Source organism: Mycolicibacterium lutetiense (genome assembly GCF_017876775.1).
In the GTDB taxonomy this organism is placed as follows: Bacteria; Actinomycetota; Actinomycetes; order Mycobacteriales; family Mycobacteriaceae; genus Mycobacterium; species Mycobacterium lutetiense.
Genome location: NZ_JAGIOP010000001.1, coordinates 868,083 through 889,336, shown reverse-complemented (window position 1 = coordinate 889,336; position 21,254 = coordinate 868,083). Strand labels below are relative to the sequence as shown.

Annotated in this window: 22 protein-coding genes; 9 read left to right on the top strand and 13 right to left on the bottom strand. The window is 66.7% G+C overall.

The window, feature by feature from the left end:
- Positions 1 to 21: 21 nt before the first annotated feature.
- From JOF57_RS04355 to JOF57_RS04345, 3 genes are read left to right on the top strand one after another with little or no spacing between them, the layout of a single operon-like run.
- Complete coding sequence (locus JOF57_RS04355) at positions 22 to 747, top strand: IclR family transcriptional regulator (protein WP_209913976.1); 726 nt, start codon at positions 22 to 24, stop codon at positions 745 to 747.
- A 6-nt stretch (positions 748 to 753) separates the two neighbouring features.
- Positions 754 to 2,385, top strand: a complete 1,632-nt coding sequence (locus JOF57_RS04350) for an FAD-dependent oxidoreductase (RefSeq protein WP_209913974.1) — start codon at positions 754 to 756, stop codon at positions 2,383 to 2,385.
- Positions 2,386 to 2,390: 5 nt separating this feature from the next.
- Positions 2,391 to 2,972 carry a TetR/AcrR family transcriptional regulator gene (locus JOF57_RS04345; protein ID WP_407666532.1) on the top strand — a complete coding sequence of 194 codons (582 nt, stop codon included), beginning with the start codon at positions 2,391 to 2,393 and terminating at the stop codon, positions 2,970 to 2,972.
- On the opposite strand, the gene meaB is transcribed toward JOF57_RS04345, so the two are convergent.
- Positions 2,961 to 3,839 (bottom strand): methylmalonyl Co-A mutase-associated GTPase MeaB, encoded by an 879-nt coding sequence (meaB, locus tag JOF57_RS04340; RefSeq protein WP_209913971.1) that lies wholly within the window; start codon positions 3,837 to 3,839, stop codon positions 2,961 to 2,963. The two genes, JOF57_RS04345 and meaB, sit on opposite strands and share 12 nt — an antisense overlap.
- 26 nt (positions 3,840 to 3,865) lie before the next feature.
- The gene (locus JOF57_RS04335) at positions 3,866 to 5,041 is read right to left on the bottom strand and encodes a thiolase family protein (protein WP_209913969.1); all 1,176 of its coding nucleotides are present in this window, start codon (positions 5,039 to 5,041) and stop codon (positions 3,866 to 3,868) included.
- 79 nt (positions 5,042 to 5,120) lie between these two features.
- On the opposite strand from JOF57_RS04335, the gene JOF57_RS04330 reads away from it, so the two are divergent.
- The gene (locus JOF57_RS04330) at positions 5,121 to 5,885 is read left to right on the top strand and encodes an SDR family NAD(P)-dependent oxidoreductase (RefSeq protein WP_209913965.1); all 765 of its coding nucleotides are present in this window, start codon (positions 5,121 to 5,123) and stop codon (positions 5,883 to 5,885) included.
- 12 nt (positions 5,886 to 5,897) lie between these two features.
- On the top strand, positions 5,898 to 6,638 hold the full coding sequence (locus JOF57_RS04325; RefSeq protein ID WP_209913959.1) for an SDR family NAD(P)-dependent oxidoreductase: 741 nt from the start codon (positions 5,898 to 5,900) through the stop codon (positions 6,636 to 6,638).
- A gap of 83 nt (positions 6,639 to 6,721) precedes the next feature.
- Here JOF57_RS04325 and JOF57_RS04320 read toward each other — a convergent pair whose 3' ends face one another.
- From JOF57_RS04320 to JOF57_RS04305, 4 genes are read right to left on the bottom strand one after another with little or no spacing between them, the layout of a single operon-like run.
- The gene (locus JOF57_RS04320) at positions 6,722 to 7,486 is read right to left on the bottom strand and encodes an enoyl-CoA hydratase/isomerase family protein (RefSeq protein WP_209913955.1); all 765 of its coding nucleotides are present in this window, start codon (positions 7,484 to 7,486) and stop codon (positions 6,722 to 6,724) included.
- 4 nt (positions 7,487 to 7,490) lie between these two features.
- Positions 7,491 to 8,579: an acyl-CoA dehydrogenase family protein gene (locus tag JOF57_RS04315; protein WP_209913952.1), complete on the bottom strand. Its 1,089-nt coding sequence runs from the start codon at positions 8,577 to 8,579 to the stop codon at positions 7,491 to 7,493.
- Positions 8,566 to 9,387, bottom strand: coding sequence for an acyl-CoA dehydrogenase family protein (locus JOF57_RS04310; RefSeq protein WP_209913950.1), 822 nt, complete (start codon positions 9,385 to 9,387; stop codon positions 8,566 to 8,568). The genes JOF57_RS04315 and JOF57_RS04310 overlap by 14 nt, the downstream gene beginning before the upstream one ends.
- A complete protein-coding gene (locus tag JOF57_RS04305; protein ID WP_209913947.1) occupies positions 9,365 to 10,735 on the bottom strand; it encodes a class I adenylate-forming enzyme family protein in 1,371 nt (456 codons plus the stop codon). The genes JOF57_RS04310 and JOF57_RS04305 overlap by 23 nt, the downstream gene beginning before the upstream one ends.
- Positions 10,736 to 10,849: 114 nt before the next feature.
- Between JOF57_RS04305 and JOF57_RS04300 the strand changes: the two genes are divergently transcribed.
- Entirely contained in the window at positions 10,850 to 11,161 is a 312-nt protein-coding gene (locus tag JOF57_RS04300; protein ID WP_209913944.1) for a 2Fe-2S iron-sulfur cluster-binding protein, read from the top strand.
- Between the two features lie 54 nt (positions 11,162 to 11,215).
- Here the strand turns inward: JOF57_RS04300 and JOF57_RS04295 are convergent, their stop codons facing one another.
- From JOF57_RS04295 to JOF57_RS04280, 4 genes are read right to left on the bottom strand one after another with little or no spacing between them, the layout of a single operon-like run.
- On the bottom strand, positions 11,216 to 12,277 hold the full coding sequence (locus JOF57_RS04295) for a CaiB/BaiF CoA transferase family protein (RefSeq protein WP_209913941.1): 1,062 nt from the start codon (positions 12,275 to 12,277) through the stop codon (positions 11,216 to 11,218).
- Positions 12,274 to 13,230, bottom strand: a complete 957-nt coding sequence (locus JOF57_RS04290) for an LLM class F420-dependent oxidoreductase (RefSeq protein WP_209913938.1) — start codon at positions 13,228 to 13,230, stop codon at positions 12,274 to 12,276. The genes JOF57_RS04295 and JOF57_RS04290 overlap by 4 nt, the downstream gene beginning before the upstream one ends.
- The gene (locus JOF57_RS04285; RefSeq protein ID WP_066898572.1) at positions 13,227 to 13,628 is read right to left on the bottom strand and encodes a cobalamin B12-binding domain-containing protein; all 402 of its coding nucleotides are present in this window, start codon (positions 13,626 to 13,628) and stop codon (positions 13,227 to 13,229) included. The genes JOF57_RS04290 and JOF57_RS04285 overlap by 4 nt, the downstream gene beginning before the upstream one ends.
- The gene (locus tag JOF57_RS04280) at positions 13,628 to 15,217 is read right to left on the bottom strand and encodes a methylmalonyl-CoA mutase family protein (RefSeq protein ID WP_163668899.1); all 1,590 of its coding nucleotides are present in this window, start codon (positions 15,215 to 15,217) and stop codon (positions 13,628 to 13,630) included. Before JOF57_RS04280 ends, JOF57_RS04285 begins: the two co-directional genes overlap by 1 nt.
- Positions 15,218 to 15,472: 255 nt before the next feature.
- On the opposite strand from JOF57_RS04280, the gene JOF57_RS04275 reads away from it, so the two are divergent.
- The 3 genes from JOF57_RS04275 to JOF57_RS04265 are packed head-to-tail and all read left to right on the top strand — an operon-like array spanning position 15,473 to position 18,119.
- Positions 15,473 to 16,321 carry an SDR family oxidoreductase gene (locus JOF57_RS04275; RefSeq protein ID WP_209913933.1) on the top strand — a complete coding sequence of 283 codons (849 nt, stop codon included), beginning with the start codon at positions 15,473 to 15,475 and terminating at the stop codon, positions 16,319 to 16,321.
- Positions 16,318 to 17,820, top strand: a complete 1,503-nt coding sequence (locus JOF57_RS04270) for a class I adenylate-forming enzyme family protein (RefSeq protein WP_209913931.1) — start codon at positions 16,318 to 16,320, stop codon at positions 17,818 to 17,820. Before JOF57_RS04275 ends, JOF57_RS04270 begins: the two co-directional genes overlap by 4 nt.
- Positions 17,817 to 18,119: a hypothetical protein gene (locus JOF57_RS04265; RefSeq protein WP_209913929.1), complete on the top strand. Its 303-nt coding sequence runs from the start codon at positions 17,817 to 17,819 to the stop codon at positions 18,117 to 18,119. Before JOF57_RS04270 ends, JOF57_RS04265 begins: the two co-directional genes overlap by 4 nt.
- Before the next feature lies 1 nt (position 18,120).
- Here JOF57_RS04265 and JOF57_RS04260 read toward each other — a convergent pair whose 3' ends face one another.
- The 3 genes from JOF57_RS04260 to JOF57_RS04250 all read right to left on the bottom strand — a co-directional run bounded on the left by JOF57_RS04260 (position 18,121) and on the right by JOF57_RS04250 (position 21,200).
- Complete coding sequence (locus tag JOF57_RS04260) at positions 18,121 to 18,858, bottom strand: SDR family NAD(P)-dependent oxidoreductase (protein ID WP_209913927.1); 738 nt, start codon at positions 18,856 to 18,858, stop codon at positions 18,121 to 18,123.
- A gap of 69 nt (positions 18,859 to 18,927) precedes the next feature.
- Positions 18,928 to 19,947, bottom strand: coding sequence for a phosphotransferase (locus tag JOF57_RS04255; protein WP_209915797.1), 1,020 nt, complete (start codon positions 19,945 to 19,947; stop codon positions 18,928 to 18,930).
- A gap of 50 nt (positions 19,948 to 19,997) precedes the next feature.
- On the bottom strand, positions 19,998 to 21,200 hold the full coding sequence (locus JOF57_RS04250; RefSeq protein WP_209913925.1) for a cytochrome P450: 1,203 nt from the start codon (positions 21,198 to 21,200) through the stop codon (positions 19,998 to 20,000).
- Positions 21,201 to 21,254 lie beyond the last annotated feature (54 nt).

Sequence of the window (21,254 nt, the reverse complement as noted above, 5' to 3'; positions counted from 1 at the left end):
TATCTGTCAAGGAGGGGCGCGATGCCGGCCAAGGCAACCCAGCCGCAGGCACCATCGAAGACCGACGGCACTCCCACCGGAGCACCCGGTTCGCAGACGCTGGCGCGCGGACTGAGCGCGCTCGCGGCCATCGCCGCAGCCCCGACCGGGCTCACCGTGCAACAGGTCGCCGACCACGTCGGAGCCCATCGCACGATCGCCTACCGGCTGCTGGCCACCCTGAGCCAATTCCGTTATGTGACAAAGGGTGAAGACGGGCGCTACCGGCCCGGCGCCGGGCTGGTCGCACTCGGTTCGTCCTTCGACAACAACATGCGCCAACTCAGCGTCCCGACCCTGCGCGCACTGGCCGACGAGCTCGGCAGCACGGTGTCCCTGCTGGTGGCCGAGGGTGATCAGCAGGTAGCCGTGGCGGTCATCGTCCCGACGCAGGTGTTCTACCAACTGTCCTTCCACGAAGGCAGCCGGCACCCCCTCGACCGCGGCGCGGCCGGGGCCGCGCTGCTGGCGAGCATGCCGCCACGTCCCGGTGAACGCGAACTGGTCCGCGAAACCCGCGAACAGGGCTGGGTGATCACCCACGGCGAGATCGAACCGGACACCTATGGCCTTGCGGTACCCGTGCGTCGACGCCTGCCGTCGCCGCCCACCTGCATCAACCTGATCTCGCACCGCGAAGACGTCGTACTGGGCGGCAAGGACGCGGTGGTCCGAGCAGCGAACGAACTATCGGCGATCCTGTACTGAAAGGGAATGACAGTGACCCGTACCGAATATGACTGGGATGACGAGGTCGACGTCATCGTGCTGGGCAGCGGGGGCGCCGGACTCACCGCGGCGCTGACTGCCGCGGTCAACGGCGCATCGGTCGCGATCTACGAGAAGGCACCGACGGTCGGCGGCACGACCGCGGTCTCCGGCGGCATCGTATGGATCCCCGCCCACGACCGCAGCGCCGACGGTCCGCTGCCGGTTTCGGACGCGGTGGACTACCTGCAGGCCCAATCACTGGGCTACATGGATTCCGATCTGGTGGACACCTTCGTCCGGACCGGCCAGACGATGCTCGACTTCGTCGAGGAACACAGTGAGCTGCGCTTCGCCGTCGCCGAAGGCTTTCCCGATTACAAGCCCGAACTGCCCGGCGGGCGCCCCGGTGGTGGCCGCTCACTGAGCGCGGGTCCGGTGGATCAGGGCAAGCTCGGCACCTGGCGGGACCGGATCACCTCCTTCCCTGCCGATTTCAGCAATGTGGGCATCGACGCGGAAACCCGGGCCCGTATCCACGCCGTCTACGAGGATCCCGAGGCCGACCTGTGTGTGGCGGGCACCGCACTGATCGCCGGACTGCTGCGCGGGCTGCTCGACCGCGGTATCCAGCCGGTCACCGAGGCCCGTGCCGTCGAGCTGATCGGTGACGCCGACGGCATCGAAGGCGTGCACATCCGTGTCGACGGAGCAGATATCACCGTGCGTGCCCGCAGCGGCGTGGTGCTGGCCACCGGTGGATTCGAATGGGACGCCACCCTGGTTGAGGCCTACCTGCGCGGGCCGATGCGCGGTGCGGTGTCGCCACCGAACAACACCGGTGACGGACTGCGCATGGCCATGTCGCACGGTGCCGACCTGGCCAACATGGGTGAGGCATGGTGGGTTCCGATCGTGCAGATCCCCGGCGACACCATCGACGGACATCCACGCAGCCGCAGCGTGCGGCTGGAACGCACCCGCCCGCGCAGTGTCATCGTCAACCGGGCCGGCAAGCGCTTCCTCAATGAGGCAGGCGAATACAACTCCATGGCCGGCGCCTTCCAGTACCTCGACCCCAAGCTCGGGTACGCCAACGATCCGGCCTGGATCGTCTTCGATTCCGTGCACCTGCAGCGCTACGGCTTCCTCGGCGTCGAACCCGGCGAGGCGGTACCGGACTGGTTCTGCGAATCAGCCACCCTCGCCGAACTCGGCGCCAAGACCGGTATCGACCCGGTGGGCCTGGCCGAGACGCTGCACCGCTGGAATGACAGCGTCGCGGGCGAGGTCGACCCCGACTTCGGCCGCGGATCCAGTGCGTACGACGGCTACTGGGGCGACAATTCGGCAGCCACCCCGGCCGGGCAGACGCTGGGTCCACTCGACACCGCGCCGTTCTACGCGGTGCCGGTCAAGATCGGCGCGATGGGCACCAAGGGTGGCCCGCGCACCGACCGAGACGGCCGTGTCCTGCACGTCAACGGCTCCCCCATCCCAGGCTTGTTCGCCGCGGGCAACGCGATGGGCGGGGTGACAGGCAAGGCGTACGGCGGGGCCGGTGGCACGCTGGGGCCCGCGATGGTGTTCGGCTACCGCAGCGGATACACCGCAGCAACCGGCAAGTCGGTCAGCTGATTTCGGTGACTGCTCGAGACGCGCTCTGGGCCCCGCGCAGCGCTGCGCAGACCCGCATCCTCGATGCGGCTCTGGAGCTGATCGCCGAGCACGGGGTCAGTGGCACGTCGCTGCAGATGATCGCCGACACCATCGGGGTCACGAAATCCGCGGTCTACCACCAGTTCAAGACGAAGGAAGCCATCGTCATCGCGCTCACCGAGCGCGAACTCGGCCAGCTGGAGGAGTCGCTGGAGGCGGCCGAGGCCGAAGGGTCACCCACCCGGGCCCGCGAAATCCTGCTCACCCGGGTGATCGCCATGGCGGTATCGCGTCGCCGTGCCGCCAGCACACTGCAATTCGACCCGGTAGTGGTCCGCCTGTTGGCCGAACACGAGCCGTTTCAGCAGTTCATCGACCGGCTCTACGCGGCGATGCTGGGCGACCAGTCGGGAGACTCCGCGAGGGTCCATGCGGCCGTGCTGTCCGGGGTCATCAGCGTGGCGGTGATGCATCCACTGGTAGCCGACCTCGACGACGAGGCCCTGCAGGCCGAACTGCTCGCCACCATGCGGCGGGTGATCGCGCTCCCCGACTCAGCGGACTGAGTCGGCAATCAATTGCGCTGCCGCCGTGTACGGGTCGGTGGTGCCGTCGGCCACCGCGGTGGCCAGCCCGTCCAACTCCGCGTGGTTGCGCAGCAAGGTCTGGGCCAGTGACAAGATCTGGGTCCTGGCCCGCGCGCTACGACGCTCCGGAGTGTCGGCACGGTGGTGCGCGTCGATGGCCTCGACCAGCTCGGCCAGGCCCTCCCCTTGGGCCGCAACGAGTTTGAGCACCGGAACATGAGCCTCTGCCCGCAGATCACGGGCAGTCTGATCGGCACCCTCACGGTCCGCCTTGTTCACCACCACCAGGTCGGCGACCTCCAGCAGACCGGCTTTGGCGGCCTGCACCGCGTCCCCCGCACCGGGATTGAGGATCACCACGGTCGGATCGGCGATCGCGGCGATCTCGATCTCCGACTGCCCCACACCCACGGTCTCCAGGACGATCAGGTCGTAGGACAGCGCGGCCAGCAGCCTGATCGCCGCCGGCACGGCGGCGGCCAGCCCGCCCAGATGTCCACGGGTGGCCACCGAGCGGATCAACACGTCGGGGTCGTTGATGTGGGCCGCCATCCGGATCCGGTCTCCCAGCAGCGCTCCCCCGCTGTACGGGGACGACGGGTCCACCGCGAGCACGGCGACCCGCAGACCGCGCTCCCGGTAGGCGCCGACGAGAACGCCGACGGTCGTCGACTTTCCGGCCCCGGGCGGGCCGGTAATCCCGATGACGCGCGGCGACGAGGGACCCAGCACTGCGAGAACCTCGTCGCGACGGTCACTTTCGACCAGGCTCAGCAGGCGCCCGACGGCACGCTGAGACCCACCGCGCGCCGCGGTGATGAGCTCGTCGATCTTGTGCTTCGTCATTGGGAAAAAGCCTACGGCGCTGTATTTCATGTCGCCGCCGGGGCGGCTCCGTCCACCTCGATGACGGTCGCCGAGCCCATTCCGCCGCCGGCGCACATCGCGGCCACACCAATACCGCCGCCGCGTCGGCGCAGCTCGTGGACCATCGTGGCCAGCATCCGCGCGCCGGTGGCGGCCACCGGATGACCCAGTGAGCATCCGCTGCCGCTGACGTTGACGATCGCCGGATCGATGCCGAGCAGCTTGACTGTGGCCACGCACATCGCCGCGAAGGCCTCGTTGATCTCGAACAGGTCCACATTGGACAGTGAAAGTCCGGCCCGATCAAGGGCTTTCGTGATTGCTTCGACCGGCGCCAGGCCGGTGAACGCGGGGTCGACACCCACCGACGCCCAGGACTTGATGGTGGCCAAGGCGGGTAGTCCGAGTGTGTCACTCGCGATGGTGAGCAGTGCAGCCGCATCGTTGGCCCCGCACGCATTGCCCGCGGTGATGGAGAATCCTTCGATCTCGGGATGCAGCGGCTTGAGCGCGGCCAACTTCTCCAAGGTGGTGTCCCGGCGCGGATGCTCGTCGGTGTCGAACAGCCCGTGCGGAGTCTGGATTCCGACGATCTCCTCCTTGAACCGGCCCTCGTCAATCGCCGCGATGGCCTTGAGGTGCGAGTCCAACGCCCACTGGTCCATCTCCTCACGGCTCACCCCGGCCTTGACCGCGGCATTCCAGCCGACCGTGATCGACATGTCCATGTTCGGTGCGTCCGGACGGTCCGGATGGGTGGGTGGGAACCAGTTCACCCACTCGGCGTCCTTGGCGCTGCCGGCCGCGCGGATGAACCGGGGCGACGTCGAGGCCGAGTTGACGCCACCGGCCAGGATCAACCGGTCCATCCCGGCGCGGATGCCGGCGGCCGCGGTCTGCACAGCCGCCTGACCTGCGGCACAGTGCCGATTGATGGATGCACCGGGGACCGTGGTGAGGCCTGCGGTAATGGCGGCATGACGGGCGATGACGCCGCCGCCGTACAACCCCTCGCCCAGAATCACGTCGTCGACCGACGCGGCGAGGTCGGCAGGAAGGTTTTCCATCGCCGCCCGCACCACATGGTCGGCCAGCGAGTACGCATCGGTATCGCGCAGCGTTCCCTTCTTGGCTGTGCCGATAGGGGTACGCAACGCGGACACGATGACGGCTTCAGGCATAGATCTGCTCCCTGGTTTACCCGATAAGAGAATGTTATTCTCGCAGTCCGAGAGTCTTAGTTGCAAGAAGGGGAACCGTATGCAAATCGCCGGTAGTTCTGCGATCGTCGTCGGCGGTGCGGGTGGCCTTGGTGAAGCGACCGTCCGCCGCTTGCAGGCCGCAGGCGCCAAGGTGGTCGTCGCGGACCTGGCCGACGAGAAGGGCGCCAAGCTGGAGAAGGAGCTCGGTGTTCGCTACGTGCCCACCGACGCCACCTCCGAGGAATCGGTGCTCGCCGCCATCGCCGAGGCCGAGGCCCTTGCTCCCCTACGCATCTCGGTCGACACCCACGGTGGGCCCGCCGCCGGCGGCCGCCTGGTCGGCAAGGACGGGTCCCCGCTGGACCTCGACGGGTTCAAGAAGACCATCGAGTTCTACCTGACCGCAGTGTTCAACGTGATGAGACTGTCGGCCGCGGCGATCGCCAAGACCGACCCGCTCGAGGAAGGCGGCCGCGGCGTCATCGTCAACACCGCATCGATCGCCGGCTACGAAGGCCAGATCGGCCAGCTGCCCTACTCGGCTGCCAAGGGCGGCGTGCTCGGCATGACGCTCGTCGCCGCGCGCGACCTGTCGCCGCTGGGCATCCGGGTGTGCACCATCGCCCCCGGCACCATCAACACCCCCGCGTACGGCAAGGCCGCCGATCAGCTCGAGCAGTACTGGGGCCCGCAGGTGCCGTTCCCCAAGCGCATGGGCCGCTCGACCGAGTATGCCCAGCTGGCCCAGAGCATCATCGAAAACGACTATCTCAACGGCGAAATCATTCGTCTTGATGGGGCATTGCGCTTCCCGCCGAAGTAATAGTCTGTCGCGATGAACCTGACCGGAAAGGTCGCCTTCGTCGCCGGTGCCAGCCGCGGTATCGGCGCGACGATCGCTGCCGCACTGGCCGCCGAAGGTGCCGCAGTGGCCGTGGCCGCCCGCTCAGAGGAGCGGGGCAAACTCCCCGGCACCATCGGATCGGTGGCCGCAGCCATCAACGATGCGGGCGGACACGCGCTGCCGGTCGCCTGCGACGTCACCGATGAAGAATCGGTGAACAAGGCTGTCGCCAAGACAGTTTCGGAGTTCGGTGGTATCGACATCCTGGTCGCCAACGCCGGAGTGCTGTGGCTCGGCCCGGTGGAGAGCACGCCGCTCAAGCGCTGGCAACTGTGCCTCGATGTCAACCTCACCGGGGTGTTCCTGGTGACCAAGGCCGTCATCCCGGAGGTGCGCAAGCGCGGTAGCGGGTCACTCATCGCAATCACCACCACCGGCGTCGACATGATCGAGCACGGCGCCAACGCCTACTGGGTTTCCAAGGCCGCTGCCGAACGCCTTTACCTCGGGCTCGCATCCGATCTGCGCGGTGACAACATCGCTGTCAACTGCCTGAGCCCGTCACGTGTGGTCCTGACCGAGGGCTGGCAGGCCGGTGGCAGCGGGTTGAAGATCCCGCCGGAGATGGTCGAGCCGCCGGAGGCCATGGGCCACGCGGCCGTACGACTCGCCGGCCAGGACGCCGGCGGCGTCACCGGCACCGTCCAGCGCTCCGAGGCCCTCACCTTCTAGTGATCACGCCCATTGGCCACTTACAGCACGCTATTCAGTGATTCGCGGGCCATAAGTGGCCATTCGGCGCAGGGCGAGCGCGATCAGTTCTTGGCGATCAGGCCATCCACGATCCGATTGAAGTCAGCGGTGCCGAACGACACGTACTCGGCCAGGTTGGCGTAGTCCAGCGACGCCATCACCTGCTGCTCCAACTGGATGTTCATCAACCGCTTGGTGGCCTCGACGGCCTGCTTGGGCAGGTCGAGGAGCTTCTTGGCGCAGGCGATCGCCTCGGCCAGCGGGTCCTCGACCACGTGGTTGGCCAGGCCCAGTTCCAACGCTCGCTGAGCCTTGATCCGCACACCGGTGAGCGCAAACTCCTTGGCCTGCAACAGGCTGATCTGCGAACCCCACACCAGCGGACCACCGTCGGCGGCCACCAGTCCGATCTGCACATGCGGATCGGCGAAGTGCGCGGTCTCGGCCATGTAGACGATGTCCGACAGCGCGGCCAGGCTGCAGCCCAGGCCGACCGCCGGACCGTTCACCGCGGCCACCACCGGGATGCGGCAGCGCACCATACCGATGACGAGGTCCCGGCCGTGCTTGATCGTCTTCTGACGCAAGGCCTCGTCGCGGCGTAGCTCGTCGAGGTAGTTGAAGTCGCCCCCAGCCGAAAAAGCCCGTCCCGCACCGGTGATCACCGCGGCACGCGCGTCGGCATCCTCGTTGAGCGCTTCCCATAGCCGCGCCAGCCCGACATGCAGATTGTCGTTGACCGCGTTCAGCGCATCGGGGCGGTTCAGCGTGATGATGCGCAGCGCACCGTCGGCCTGCACATCGATTTCTTCTGGCATTCCGTACATCTGGCTAGACTCCCAGTCCGAGAATTCGTGACGCGATGATGTTCTTCTGGATCTGTGACGTGCCGCCCATGACGCTCTGGGCCCGGCTGTACAGATACGCGCTGAGCAGTTCGGGATCGGTGGTTCCGGTCACCGAGAGCGCGGCATGCCCGACCGACTGCTCGACCCAGGTCATCAGCAGCTTGTCCAGCGAGCCCTCCGGACCGTGCTTGAGTCCGTCGAGCTGTTCCGACAGCCGCCGACGCACGTGCAGACGCAGCATCTCGGCCTGCACCCCGGCCCAGGCCAGATCTTCAGGCACCTTGCCCTCGACGCGAGAAGCCATCTCCCGCACCAGTTTTCCATAGCGTGCCGAATACCCGAGGGTCGACGGCTCGCGCTCATGACTGACCACCGTCATGGCCAGGCGCCAACCGTCGCCCGGCTCACCCACCATGTTCGAGGCCGGCACCACCGCACCGTCGAAAGCCACCTGACCGAACTCCGTGGTGACACCGTTGATCATCTGCAACGGGCGCTGCTCGATGCCGTCCTGGTGCATCGAGACGATGAACGCCGAGATGCCTTTGTGCCGTGCCACGTCCTTGTCGGTACGGGCCAGCACCAGGCACCAGTCCGCCACATCGGAGTAGCTGGTCCAGATCTTGTGCCCGTTGATGATGTAGTTGTCGCCGTCCCGCGTGGCCGTTGTGGTCAGCGAGGCCAGGTCCGAACCGGCGCCCGGCTCCGAAAAGCCTTGGCACCAGCGCTCGGTGCCGTTGATCATCCCCGGCAGGAACCGCTGCTGCAGCTCCTTGCCGCCGTGGTGACCCAGGCCCACCACCAGGTAGCCGAGGCTGGGCCTAGGTGGCGCGCCGGCCCGGGCCAGTTCCTCGTCGACTATGACGTCGTAGACCGGCGGCAAGTCCTGGCCGCCGAACTCCTTCGGCCACGAGGTGCCGAAAAACCCTGCGGCATAGAGGGCCTGATGCCACTCCCCCATGCGGGACCAGTAATCGTCGCCGGACGCCTTGAACGACGCGGCGTTATCCGCCAGCCAGGTCCGCAGCCGGTCCCGGAAGGCAGCTTCCTCGGATGAATCACGAAAGTCCAAGATCGATGTCCTCTACCTTGACGGGCCACAACTCGGTGGCCACCAGAACCCGACGCAGGTACACGTGCGCCAGGCATTCCCAGGTGTTGCCGATACCGCCGTGCACCTGGATCGAGGTCTCGCACACCGTGCGTGCGGCACGCGCGCAATAGACCTTGGCGATCTTGGCGGCCCGAACGGCTTCGGCCGCCGGCAGCTCGTCGACCGCCCACGCCGCATGGCGCAAGACGCTGATCGAACCCTCGATCAAGGCCAGGCCCTCGGCCAGCAGGTGCGCGACGGCCTGATACGAGCCGATCGTCGAGCCGTACTGCTCACGGACTTTCGCGTAGTCCACGGCCAGTGCATGTGCACCGCGTGCCGCACCGACCAGATCGGCGCTCGTCGCGGTCAGCGCCAACGCCTGCCAACGCAGGGCGTCCTCGCTCGACAGCTCGCCGAGCTCACCGGGTGACTCGACCACACCCGCCGTGCTGCGGGTCAGATCCACACCGGCAGTAGCAGCTTCGCCGGTGCCGGTATCCACCTCACGATCGAGCCGGCGCGCCAGATCGTCGGCCAGCACCGGTCCGAGGAACGGCACGTCGACGAGACCGCGCCCGAACTCCTCGGCGACGATCGCCACCTCGACGCCGGAGGCACCGTCGGACCGCAGGGTGCGCCACTCGGTGGCGGCGACCGTGCTTTCCAACCGGGCGATCCGGCCTTCATCCGACAACTCTCCGACCGCTCCCGGTCCCAGATCGTCGGCCAGTTTTGCTGCGGCCTCTCGCAGCTGCTGCTGTTCAGACGTCAGACGAACGTCCATGCCGCTCCTTCAGCACTCGTCGCAATACCTTTCCGGAAGGTAACCGGGGTATCTCGGTTACGAACTCCACGCGGCTGGGCCGCTTGTACGAGGCCAGCCGCTCACCGACGAGATCGATGAGTTCCTCGGCCGACACCGCAGAATGTGTGGTCACGGCGGCCACAATGGCCTCTCCGTCCGCCGCATCCGTCATACCGAATACCGCGCAGTCGGTGACGGCCGGATGACCGTGCAACACCGCCTCGACCTCGGCGGGCGCTACCTGAAAACCACGGACCTTGACCATCTCCTTGGAGCGGTCGGTGATGCGCAGGTACCCGTCGTCATCGAGATAGCCGATGTCACCGGTGCAGTACCAGCCGTCGCAGAATGCGCCCGCCGAGGCATCCTTCGGCAGGTAGCCGGCCATCACCGAGTCCGACTTCACCTGGATCTCGCCGTCCTCGCCGATACGGACCTCGACCCCACTCACCGGAGTGCCGACCGTGTCGATGTGGGTGGCGTCCAATGGATTACACGCGATCACCGGAAGCTCGGTGGTGCCGTAGGCAGTCAGCCACCGAACCCCGGCGCGCTCGGTGACCGCTTCGGCGACACTGCGGGTGACCGGGGTGGCGCACCACATCACATAGCGCAGCGAGGACAAGTCATAGCGCCCCAGATCGGGGTGCGCGGCCATGGCCAGAGCAATCGGCGCCACGGCCATCTCGATCGTGATCCGGTCGGATTCGATGTGGCGCAGCATGGTGTCGATATCGAAGCGGCGGTGCAGACGTATCCAAGCACCGGTGTCGAGCGCCATGGCGATGTTGAGCAAGCCCAGGATGTGCGAGGGCGGCGTCATGATCTGCATACGGTCGGCGGAGGTGAAACCCAGCGCGTCGCGCCAATGCCGGATGGCCGCGGCGAACCCGCGGTGGGTGTGCCGGACCGCCTTGGGCAGGCCCGTGGTTCCCGAGCTGAAGACGAACAGCGCGTCGACGTCCGGATCGGGCGGGTCGAACTGCCGACGGCCCGGGGTGATCGGCTCGTCAAGATGCAGCATCGGAATCTGTGCGGCAAGTACGTCGTGATCACCCACCGCATGGCTGGGCGCGGTCAGCGCCAGGACGTGGGCCACCTCCGTGGCCTTCCAGGCCGGGCTGATCAGTACTGCCACCGCTCCCAGACCCCAGATGGCTCGCAACGCCACCACGAATTCGGGGCGGTTGGACGACATCATGGCGACGCGATCACCCGGCCTGACGCCACGATGCTCCAGTGCAGTGGCCATCCCGCTGGTCAGCGCGTCGAGCTCGGCCAGGGTGTACTCGCGGTCGTCGAACGCGAGCACGGCGGGGTTACTCAAGATCCAACCCCTTTCCCCAGCGACCGCTGGGCGCCGAGCACACCGAGAAGATACTAACATTTAGCGAGAATGGTATTCTCTTCATATCAGAACGTACTTGCACAGGGGAGCAGCATGACCGCAGCAGCGATGGCCGGCAGCGAAGTGGACGGCAAGGTCACGATCGTCTTCGACCGCGAGCAGTTATCCGTGCCGCGCAGGCACGGCGAGACGCTGCTCGAGAGCGCGCGCCGGGCCGGTATGACGCCCCCGTTCTCCTGCGAGGCCGGCAACTGCGGCACCTGCATGGCCAAGCTCCTCGAGGGCACCGCCACCATGAGGGTCAACGACGCGCTCGACGACGACGAGGTGGCCGAGGGCTACGTGCTGACCTGCCAGGCCGTCCCCGACTGCGATTCGGTGACGGTCTCCTACGACGAGGACTGAGCTCGGGGGCGAGGCCGCCGCCGGTTTCTACCGCAGGGCCGCACGACCGAGCGGTCACGACCCTGGCGCAGAAACCGGCGAACTCTGGCCGTACTCATCGAACACCGGCGCGGATCGATAGTCCGGCGTATATCCGGCGACGTGCACCGGGCTACCCACCAATCGGAAATCCCCCGCGGTGACCAGCATCTCGGGTGTGGCGTCCAGCGCCTGCGGCAGAGTACGTACCGCCGCCGCCGGAATCCCCAGCGGCTTGAGCCGTGACTCCCAGCCCACCGCGGTATCGGTCGCCAACGCGGCAGTCACCACGTCGAGAACTTCATCGCGCCGACCGGCCCGCTCGGCCATGGTCTCGAAACCTGCGATCTCGGCCTCACCGGCGAACGACTTCCAGAACCCGTCGTGGGTGATGAACAACGCCAGATAACCTTCGGCGGTCGGAAACAGTTGCGCAGGTACGTAATAGGAATGGGCACCGAACGGATGGCGGCGCGGCGCGACACCGTCGTTGAGGTACGCCGAAGCGCGGTAGTTCAGTTGCGAGAGCATGACGTCACGAAGCGAGACGTCCACCTGCCCGCCCTTGCCCGAGACGATCATCGCCAGCAGGCCCAGCGCAGCGGTCAGCCCCGTCGAGTTGTCCGCCGACGAGTAGCCCGGCAGCGTGGGCGGGCCGTCGGGATCACCGGTCATCGCGGCCACGCCCGTGGCGGCCTGGATGACGTAGTCGAAGGCCGGGTCGTCTCCCCCGTCCAGCCCGAATCCCGTCATCGCGACACAGACGAGCTTGGGGTTGAAGTGCCGCAGATTCTCGTAGGTCAAGCCCAGCCGGCGAATCACCGACGGCTTCATGTTCACCAGCAGCGCATGCGAATCAGCCGCCAGCTCACCGAGTTTCGCCTGACCAGCCTCAGAGGCGAGGTCCAGGCAGATGCTGCGCTTACCCCGGTTGAGGCTGGCGAAATAGCTGTCGCTGACCTGACGGGAGATCTCCCCGCCCGGTGGTTCGACCTTGATCACCTCGGCACCGAGATCGGCCAGCATCATGGTGGCGTACGGGCCGGCCAGCATGACCCCGACCTCGATGACGCGGATGCCGGCCAGCGGACCGCTCATCGCACGCGCTTCGCGAGTTCGGCGATCACCTCACGCGTCCGGTACTTCGACGCGATCAACTCGTCGCGGGTCTCCCCGATCGGAAGCAGCCGCACCGACAGATCCGTCACGCCGGCATCGGCGAACATTTGGAATCGACGCAGGATCTGATCGATGTCGCCTGCCGCGCACAGATCGCCGACATTGCGGGCCTCACCCCGGTCGAGCAGCTTCTGGTAGTTCGGCGACGTCTCGGCCTCGGCCAGAATGCGGTTGGCCCGATCTTTGGCGGCCTCGATCTCGGAGTTGGCGCACAGCGTGACGGGAATTCCGGCGACGATGCGCGGAGCAGGCTTGCCCGCTTCGGCCGCGGCCTTGTTGATCTTCGGCGCGATGTGCTCGCCGATCGCCTTCTCGTCGGCCATCCACAGCGAGGTTCCGTCGGCGTGCTCACCGGCGATCTGCAGCATCACCGGGCCCAATGCCGATACCAGCACCGGCATCGGGGTGTCGGCGGCGAGCACCGTCGGGTTGTGCACGGTGAACGAATCGTTCTCGACGTCAACGGGTCCGGGACCGGCGATGGCGGTGTTCAACACCTGAAGGTAGTCACGCGTGTAGGCAGCGGGCTTCTCGTAGGGCAGACCCAGCATGTCGCGCACGATCCAGTGGTGCGAGGGTCCGACGCCCAGGGCCAACCGACCCGCGGACATCGCATGTACCGACAGCGCCTGGCGGGCCAGTGCGACCGGGTGCTGGGCCTGCAGGGGCACCACTGCGGTACCGAGCTCGATGCGGGTGGTGTTCGCTGCCATCAGCGCCACCATCGTCAGACAGTCGAAGTCGTTGGGCACCTGTGGCATCCATGCACTGTCCAGCCCGGCCGATTCCGCCCACTGGATGTCGGAGACAAGCTTGGAAACCTTGCGGGCCATATCGCCGCGCTCGGCCCCGATCATCACACCCAGCCTCATGACTCCGAAACCTTTTCTGTCAGCGCACGAACATCGGTCACCAGAGTTTCGAGCGACGTTCCGGTCGGGAACACCGCCGCCGCACCGGCATCGAGGAGTTTCTGGACGTCGGACTGCGGGATGGTGCCGCCGACGACGACGGCGATGTCGCCGGCCTCAGCGGCCCGCAGTGCCTCGACGGTCCGGGTCGTCAGCGCGACGTGTGCACCGGAAAGGATCGAAAGCCCCACCAAGGCAACGTCTTCCTGCAGGGCAATCGAGACGATGTCTTCGATGCGCTGCCGGATCCCGGTATAGATGACCTCGAAACCCGCGTCACGCAAGGTACGGGCGACGATCTTGGCCCCGCGGTCGTGACCGTCCAGCCCGGGCTTGGCGACAAGTACTCGAGTTGCCATCAGAACACCACCGGCTGCTGGAACTCGCCCCACACGGACTTCAACGTCGTCACCATCTCTCCCACCGTGCAATAGGCGTTGGCGCAGTCGATCAACCGGTGCATCAGGTTGTCGTCGCCTTCGGCACCCCTGGCCAACGCGGCCAGGGTTTCTTTGACCGCAACGTCGTCGCGCTCGGCCTTGACCTTCGCCAGCCGCTTCAGCTGTAGATCACGGCCCTCGGCGTCGAGCTCGTAGGTGTCGATGTCAGGCGCCGGCTCGTCGGTGACAAACCGATTGACCCCGACCACCGGACGTTCGCCCGACTCGGTCTCTTGGTGAATCTTGTACGCCTCGTCGGCGATCAGGCCCTGCAGGTACCCATCCTCGATACAGCGGACCATCCCGCCGTGCTTCTCCAAATCGTCCATGATCTCGATGATCTTGGCCTCGGTGGCATCGGTCAGCGCCTCGACGAAGTAGGACCCGCCGAGCGGGTCGGCCACCTTGGTCACGCCGGTCTCATACGCCAGGATCTGCTGGGTACGCAGCGCCAGCGTGGCCGACTCCTCGCTGGGCAGGGCAAATGGTTCGTCCCAGGCGGCGGTGAACATCGACTGCACGCCGCCAAGGACAGCTGCCATCGACTCGTAGGCCACCCGGACCAGGTTGTTCTGTGCCTGCGGGGCATACAGGGACGCACCGCCGGCGACACAACCGAACCGGAACATCGAGGCCTTGTCGGTGGTCGCGCCGTAGCGCTCCCGCACGATAGTGGCCCAACGGCGCCGGCCCGCACGGTATTTGGCGATCTCCTCGAAGAAGTCACCGTGGGTGTAGAAGAAGAAGGAGATCTGCGGGGCGAACTTGTCGATCGTCATCCGGCCGCGTTCGACGACGGTGTCGCAATAGGTGACACCGTCAGCGAGGGTGAAGGACATCTCCTGTACTGCGTTGGCGCCCGCGTCGCGGAAGTGCGCACCGGCCACCGAGATCGCGTTGAACCGGGGCACCTCACCCGCGCAGAACTCGATGGTGTCGGCGATCAGCCGCAGGGACGGCTCGGGCGGCCAGATCCAGGTGCCACGCGACGCGTACTCCTTGAGGATGTCGTTCTGGATCGTGCCGGTGAGCTTCTCGCGCGGCACGCCCTTCTTCTCCGCTGCGGCGACGTAGAAGGCCAGCAGGATCGCCGCGGTGCCGTTGATCGTGAAGCTGGTGCTGATCTTGTCCAGCGGGATGCCGTCGAACAGGATCTCGGCGTCGGCCAGGGTATCGACGGCGACGCCGACGCGGCCGACCTCTTCCCCGTACTCTTCGTCGTCGGAGTCGTAGCCACACTGCGTCGGGAGGTCCAACGCCACCGACAGGCCCGTCCCGCCCTGATCGAGCAGGTAGCGGTACCGGCGGTTGGATTCCTCGGCGGTACCGAAGCCGGAGTACTGCCGGAAGGTCCAGGTCTTCCCGCGGTAGCCGGAGGCGAAGTTGCCGCGGGTGAAGGGGTAGGTCCCGGGGGCAGGCGGCTCGACCGCACGGTCGTCCGGTCCGTAGACGGGCGCCAGCGGGATGCCAGACGGGGTCTCTACACGAGAGACATCTTGCTCGCTCATCAGTGGATAACGTACTTGCTAAAAATGAGAATGCCAATACCGCATGGTGGAAATGTGGCGCCTGTACTGGCCGGGAGCGCTCCGACCTGCACACCTAGGCTCCGCCGACGAGGGGCCGAACAAGTCTGGTGGACGCCGATTCGACAGGCGCCCCGCCCGACGATTACGCCACTTGCTAAAAATGAGAATGCCAATACCATTTGGGTACGGTTGATACACGGCGCATAGCGGACGCTGCGCTCGACGAGGAGGACCATGTCCAGCCAGCAAGAGTCATTCACCGATCGCACGCTGGTCGTATCCGGCGGCAGCCGCGGGATCGGGCTGGCGATCGCGCTCGGCGCGGCCCGCCGCGGGGCGAACGTGGTGCTGCTGGCCAAGACCGCAGAACCCCACCCCAAGCTCTCCGGCACCGTGTACACCGCTGTCGCCGAGGTGGAGGCCGCCGGCGGCAAGGGTGTCGCGGTCGTGGGCGATGTACGCAAGGAAGAGGATGTGGCCCGCGCGGTCGAGACCGCAGTCGAGCACTTCGGCGGCGTCGACATCGTGATCAACAACGCCAGCGCCATCTCGACCGACGCCACCGAGTCGTTGTCGGCCAAGAAGTTCGACCTGATGATGGACATCAATGTCCGCGGCACCTTCCTGCTCACCAAGGCCGCACTACCGCACCTGCGCAAATCGACCAATCCCCAGGTGCTTACGCTCGCCCCGCCGATGAACATGAACCCCTACTGGCTGGGCGCCCACCCGTCCTACACCCTGTCCAAGTACGGCATGACCCTGCTGTCGTTGGGTTGGGCCGCCGAGTACGCCGACGCCGGAATCGGTTTCAGCTGCCTGTGGCCCGAGACCTACATCGCCACCGCTGCGGTGACCAACCTGGCCGACGGCGACAAGATGGCCTCGCAGTCCCGCAGCCCCGAGATCATGGCGGACGCGGCCGTAGAGATCCTGTCGCGCCCTGCGGCCAAGGTGAACGGTCAGACCTTCATCGACTCGGAGGTACTCACCTCCGCTGGTGTCACCGACCTCTCCCGCTACGGCGGCGGGGATAATCCGATCATCGACATCTTCATCGACGCGCCAGGACAGGGCCTATGAGCATCTCGCTACTGCTGGAGATGGCGGTCTCGGGCGGGCCCGACCGCACCGCGGTGGTGTCCGACGATCTGCGCCTGACCACCGAGGAGCTCAGCACGCTGGCCGACGGCGGGGCCGGTGTCATCGCCGCGTCCGGGGCCGCCCACGTGGCCTACGTCGGCACCGGCGGCGCACTGCTTCCGCTGCTGCTGTTCGCCTCGGCCCGCGCCGCCGTCCCATTTACCCCGCTGAACTACCGCCTCAGCCGCGACGGCCTGCAGGAGCTGATCGAGCGCCTGCCCGAAGCGCTGGTGGTCGCCGATGCCGAGTACGCCGACGTGGTCGCCGGAGCGGGCAAGCAGGTCATGACTTCCGAGGAGTTCCTGGCCGCGGCGCGCAACGCCCAGCCCACAGCCGAGTTCGCCGATCCCGACGCCGTCGCGGTCGTGCTGTTCACCTCGGGCACCACCTCGCGTCCCAAGGCCGTCGAGCTCACCCACAACAACCTCACCAGCTACATCACCGGGACCGTCGAATTCGGCTCCGCGGCAGAAGAAGACGCAGCCCTGATCTGCGTCCCGCCCTACCACATCGCCGGGGTCAGCGCAGCGATGTCGAATCTGTACGCCGGCCGGAAGATGGTGTACCTGCGCCACTTCGACGCCACCAAGTGGGTCGAGCTGGTGCGCGCCGAGGGCGTCACGTCGGCGACGGTGGTGCCGACCATGCTGGACCGCATCGTCACCGCACTGGAGAAGGCCGGCCTCGAGCTACCTACCCTGCGCAACCTCGCCTACGGCGGCTCCAAGGTGGCACTGCCACTGGTCCGCAAGGCGCTGCAGCTGCTGCCGAATGTCGGCTTCGTCAACGCCTACGGATTGACCGAAACCAGTTCCACCATTGCGGTTCTGGGCCCCGACGATCACCGCGACGCACTGGCCGCCGAGGACGCGGCCAGTGCCCGGCGGCTGGGCTCGGTCGGCCAGGTGGTGCCGGGCATCGAGGCACAGATCCGCTCCGAGGACGGGGCCGTCCTGGGCGCCGGCGAGACCGGTGAACTGTTCGTGCGCGGTGAGCAGGTGTCGGGCCGCTACACCGACATCGGGTCGGTGCTCGACGCCGAAGGCTGGTTCCCCACCAAGGATGTCGCCATGCTCGACGAGGGCGGCTACCTGTTCATCGGTGGACGCTCCGACGACACGATCATCCGCGGCGGGGAGAACATCGCCCCGGCCGAGATCGAGGACGTGCTCGTCGAGCATCCCGAGGTCCGCGACGTCGCCGTCGTCGGCCCCGAGGACCCGCAATGGGGCCAGATCATCGTGGCCGTCGTGGTGCCCGTCGAGGGCACTTCTCCCGACCCGGATGCGCTGCGCGATCATGTCCGCAAGCAACTGCGCGGATCACGCACCCCCGACCGGGTGGTGTTCCGCGATGAACTGCCCACCAACCCGACGGGCAAGGTTCTACGCCGCCAACTCGTCGACGAACTCGCACCTGCTTCTAAGGAGTCAGCATGATCAAGAACGGCACCCGCCTGCAGAGCCAGGTGTGCGACACCCAGGTCATCGTGGTGCGCAGCGCCGACAGCCTCGACGATCTGCGGGCCGGCGGTGTCGCCATGGTTGCCCTCGACGCCGACAAGGATTCGGGCGCAACGATCGACGCGGCATTCTCCGACGGCAACCTGATGGGCAAGCGCTACGTCGACGACGCCGGTGCCGAGGTGCTCGTCACCAAGGCCGGCGCCGGCACGCTCTCGGTCGGGACCACCGCGCTCAGCCTCAAGGAAGCCAAGCCGCTTCCCGCCAGCGATTGAGTCACGGGTGACGGCTGGTCACTCCCCCGTCCACCACCAACTGCGTACCGGTGATGAACGACGCCTTCGGCGACATCAGGAACGCCACCGCGGCCCCGACCTCGTCGGGCTGACCGAGCCGGCCCAGCGGTGCGGCCTGTTCGAAGCTCGCACGGATCTCCGCGACGTCCACGGCGATCTGCAGCATCGGGGTGTGGATGAAGCCTGGGCACACCGCGTTGACACGAATTCCCAACGGGCCCAACTGTGCGGCCATCGACCGCGTCATGCCGAGCAGACCGGCTTTGGAGGCGCAGTAGGCCGGGATGAACGGATTGGCGGCCAGGCCTTCGATGCTGGAGATGCCGACGACCGCCGGTGATCCGCCGTCTTTCGCGGACTTCTCCAGGTGTGGCAGGAGCAGTTGCACCAACAGCGCCTGCGCACGCAGATTCACGTCCAGCACCGCGTCCCAGGACTCTTCCGTGTAGGCGCCTACCGGTTCGGGGAGTACCCGCCCCGCGGCGTGCACCAGTCCGTCGATACCGTCCAACGCCTGCGCCGTCTCCTCGACGGCCGCCGTCATTGCACCGGTGTCGCACACGTCGATCACCGCGCAGGGCATTCCCAAACCTTCGGCCACGTCGCGGACCTCGGGCGCCATGTCCCACAACGCAACGCGCCGACCATCTGCGATCAGCGCCTCCGCGCTGGCCCGGCCGATCCCTGACGCTGCACCTGTCACCACCACACCTGTCATGCCGGACACCGTAGTGGCTCGGCGGGTGTCCGGATCGACGATTCCCGTCAGGCGGTCCGTTTGACGGGACTAACCGATGAGATCGGCCAACGCCTGCGCGGTCTGCAGGTCCTCGTAGGCCGCGGAATATCGCTGCGCCAGCGCCAGTGCGATGTCGGGGCGCTGCCACAACTCGCCCGCGCTGGCCGTCGCCAGCCAGGTCATCAACCCGTGCGCCACCGACGCCCGGTAGCGCAGCCAGATCTCGTCCGGGGAGGGCAGTTCGTCGGCGGGCAGCCCGAGTTCGTCGCGATATTCCTCGAGCAGCGCACGCTCGCACACCCGGCGGTCCTCGGTGGTCAGCGCGCCCTGCAGGAAGTAACCGAGATCCAGGGAGAAGTTGCCGTGACGGGCCACCTGCCAGTCGAGGAACCCGAGATCGCCGTCGGGTACCAGGTAGGTGTTCCCGATGTGCGGATCACCGTGCAGCAGCGTCTGGGATGTGCCGGGCGAGGTCAACGTGCGGATGAAGGGCTTCCAAATCCCTTCCACCAGACGGTCGATGGTCAACTCATGCACACAGGCCGGGGCGTCGTCACCCAACCGCTCGAGCGCGGCGGGCAAGGGCGCCCACTGCATACCGTCCCACGGCTCGAACGGTTCGAGCCACTCCAGACCGGGCCGGTGCACGCGCTCACCCCAGAACGCGCCGTGCATCCGGGCCAGGCCGCGCACACCGCGCGCGGCCTGCTCCACGGTCAGCGGCCGGGTCGCATCGCGCGGATCGGCACCGCGGGCGGTGAGATCCTCCATGACCAGCACGAAGTCCTCGTCACCCTCGTCGATCGGCGCGGCATACACCGTCGGATGCTCCAGCGGCAGAGCCACTTTGGAGTTGAACAATCGCGGTTCGTGCAGCAGCCCGCTGGTGTACTTGATCATCTCCTTGTGGCCGGGGTCGACGGCCTTGGCGAACACCGTCTCCGGTCCCGAACCCGAGGAATAGGTGACCGACAGTCGCGCCCGGCGGTTGGTGCCGTCGTCGCGCATGTCGATGGTCACTCGGTCCACCACCGCATCCGGGTGGTGGTCGGCCAGCGCCGCCGTCATCCACTCGGGCGTAACCTGGGTCCAGTCCTTGGGGACGGTCAGCGCGGCCGTCACCGGATGAACGCCGGCATCGAATCCCAGCCGCGGACAGTCGAAGTCGGCGACAGCTCGGCGTTGTCGAGGTCGACATCCCACTCCGGGAAACGCTTGAGCATCTCCTCCAACGCGATCCGGCCCTCCAGCCGAGCCAGCGCCGAGCCCAGGCAATAGTGGGTGCCGACGCTGAACGCCAGATGCTGGCGCTGCTCGCGGTGGATGTCGAAAACCTCGCCGTCGGGCGGGAACTGGCGGCTGTCACGGACGGCCGCACCGATCAGCATCATCATCACGCTGCCCTCCGGAACCGTCTGTCCATGGAGTTCGACGTCGCGGGTGACGTACCGGGCAACGTGCGGGGCCGGCGGCTCGAACCGCAGCAGTTCCTCGATGGCCTGCGGGATGAGCGCGGGGTTCTCGACCAATTGCCGGCGCTGATCCGGATGCTCGGCGAGTACCTTGGCCGCCCAACCGATCAGCCGCGTGGTGGTCTCGTTACCCGCACCCGCCACCACGTTGATGTAGATGAGCAGTTCTTCGCGGGTGAGCTTGCGGGTGACGCCGTGCTCATCGGTGAACTCGACGTTGAGCAGGTCGGTCATGATGTCGTCGGACGGGTTGTCCTTGCGCCAGTCGATGTAGGTCTCGAAGATCGAGCCGTCGACCAGACCGTCCTGGGCCGCCTTCATCGGCTTGCCTGCCTCGGTGCGCATCTGATCGTTGCCGTGGTCGCGGATCATCTCCTGGTCATCCTCGGGGATGCCCAGCAGCGCGCTGATCACCCGCATCGGCATGACCGCGCCGAAGTCCTTGATGAAGTCGATCTTGTCCGCACCCACGAGCGGGTCCAACGACTGCGCGCAGAATTCCCGGATCTTGGGTTCCAGCGCATTGATCTTGCGTGGAGTGAACATCCGGGCCAACAGCTTGCGGTGCACGGTGTGGATCGGTGGGTCCTCGAAAATCAGGGCGCCCGAAGGGATGTCGATGTTGGCCTTGATCAGTTCGATGATCGCGCCGCGGGCGGAGCTGAAGGTCTCGTGATCGACGAGGCCCTTGTTGACATCGGCGAACCGGCTCAGCGCGTAGAAGTCGTACTGCTCGTTGTAGTAGAGCGGCGATTCCTCGCGGAGCCGGGCGAACGTCGGATACGGGTTGGCGTTGATCTCGACGTCGTAGGGGTCGAAGTACACGTCATTGGTGGTGCTCACACTCACGGCGGTCCGCCTCTCTGAGGGCTGCGGAGAGTTACTTACACGCGTAAGTTACAC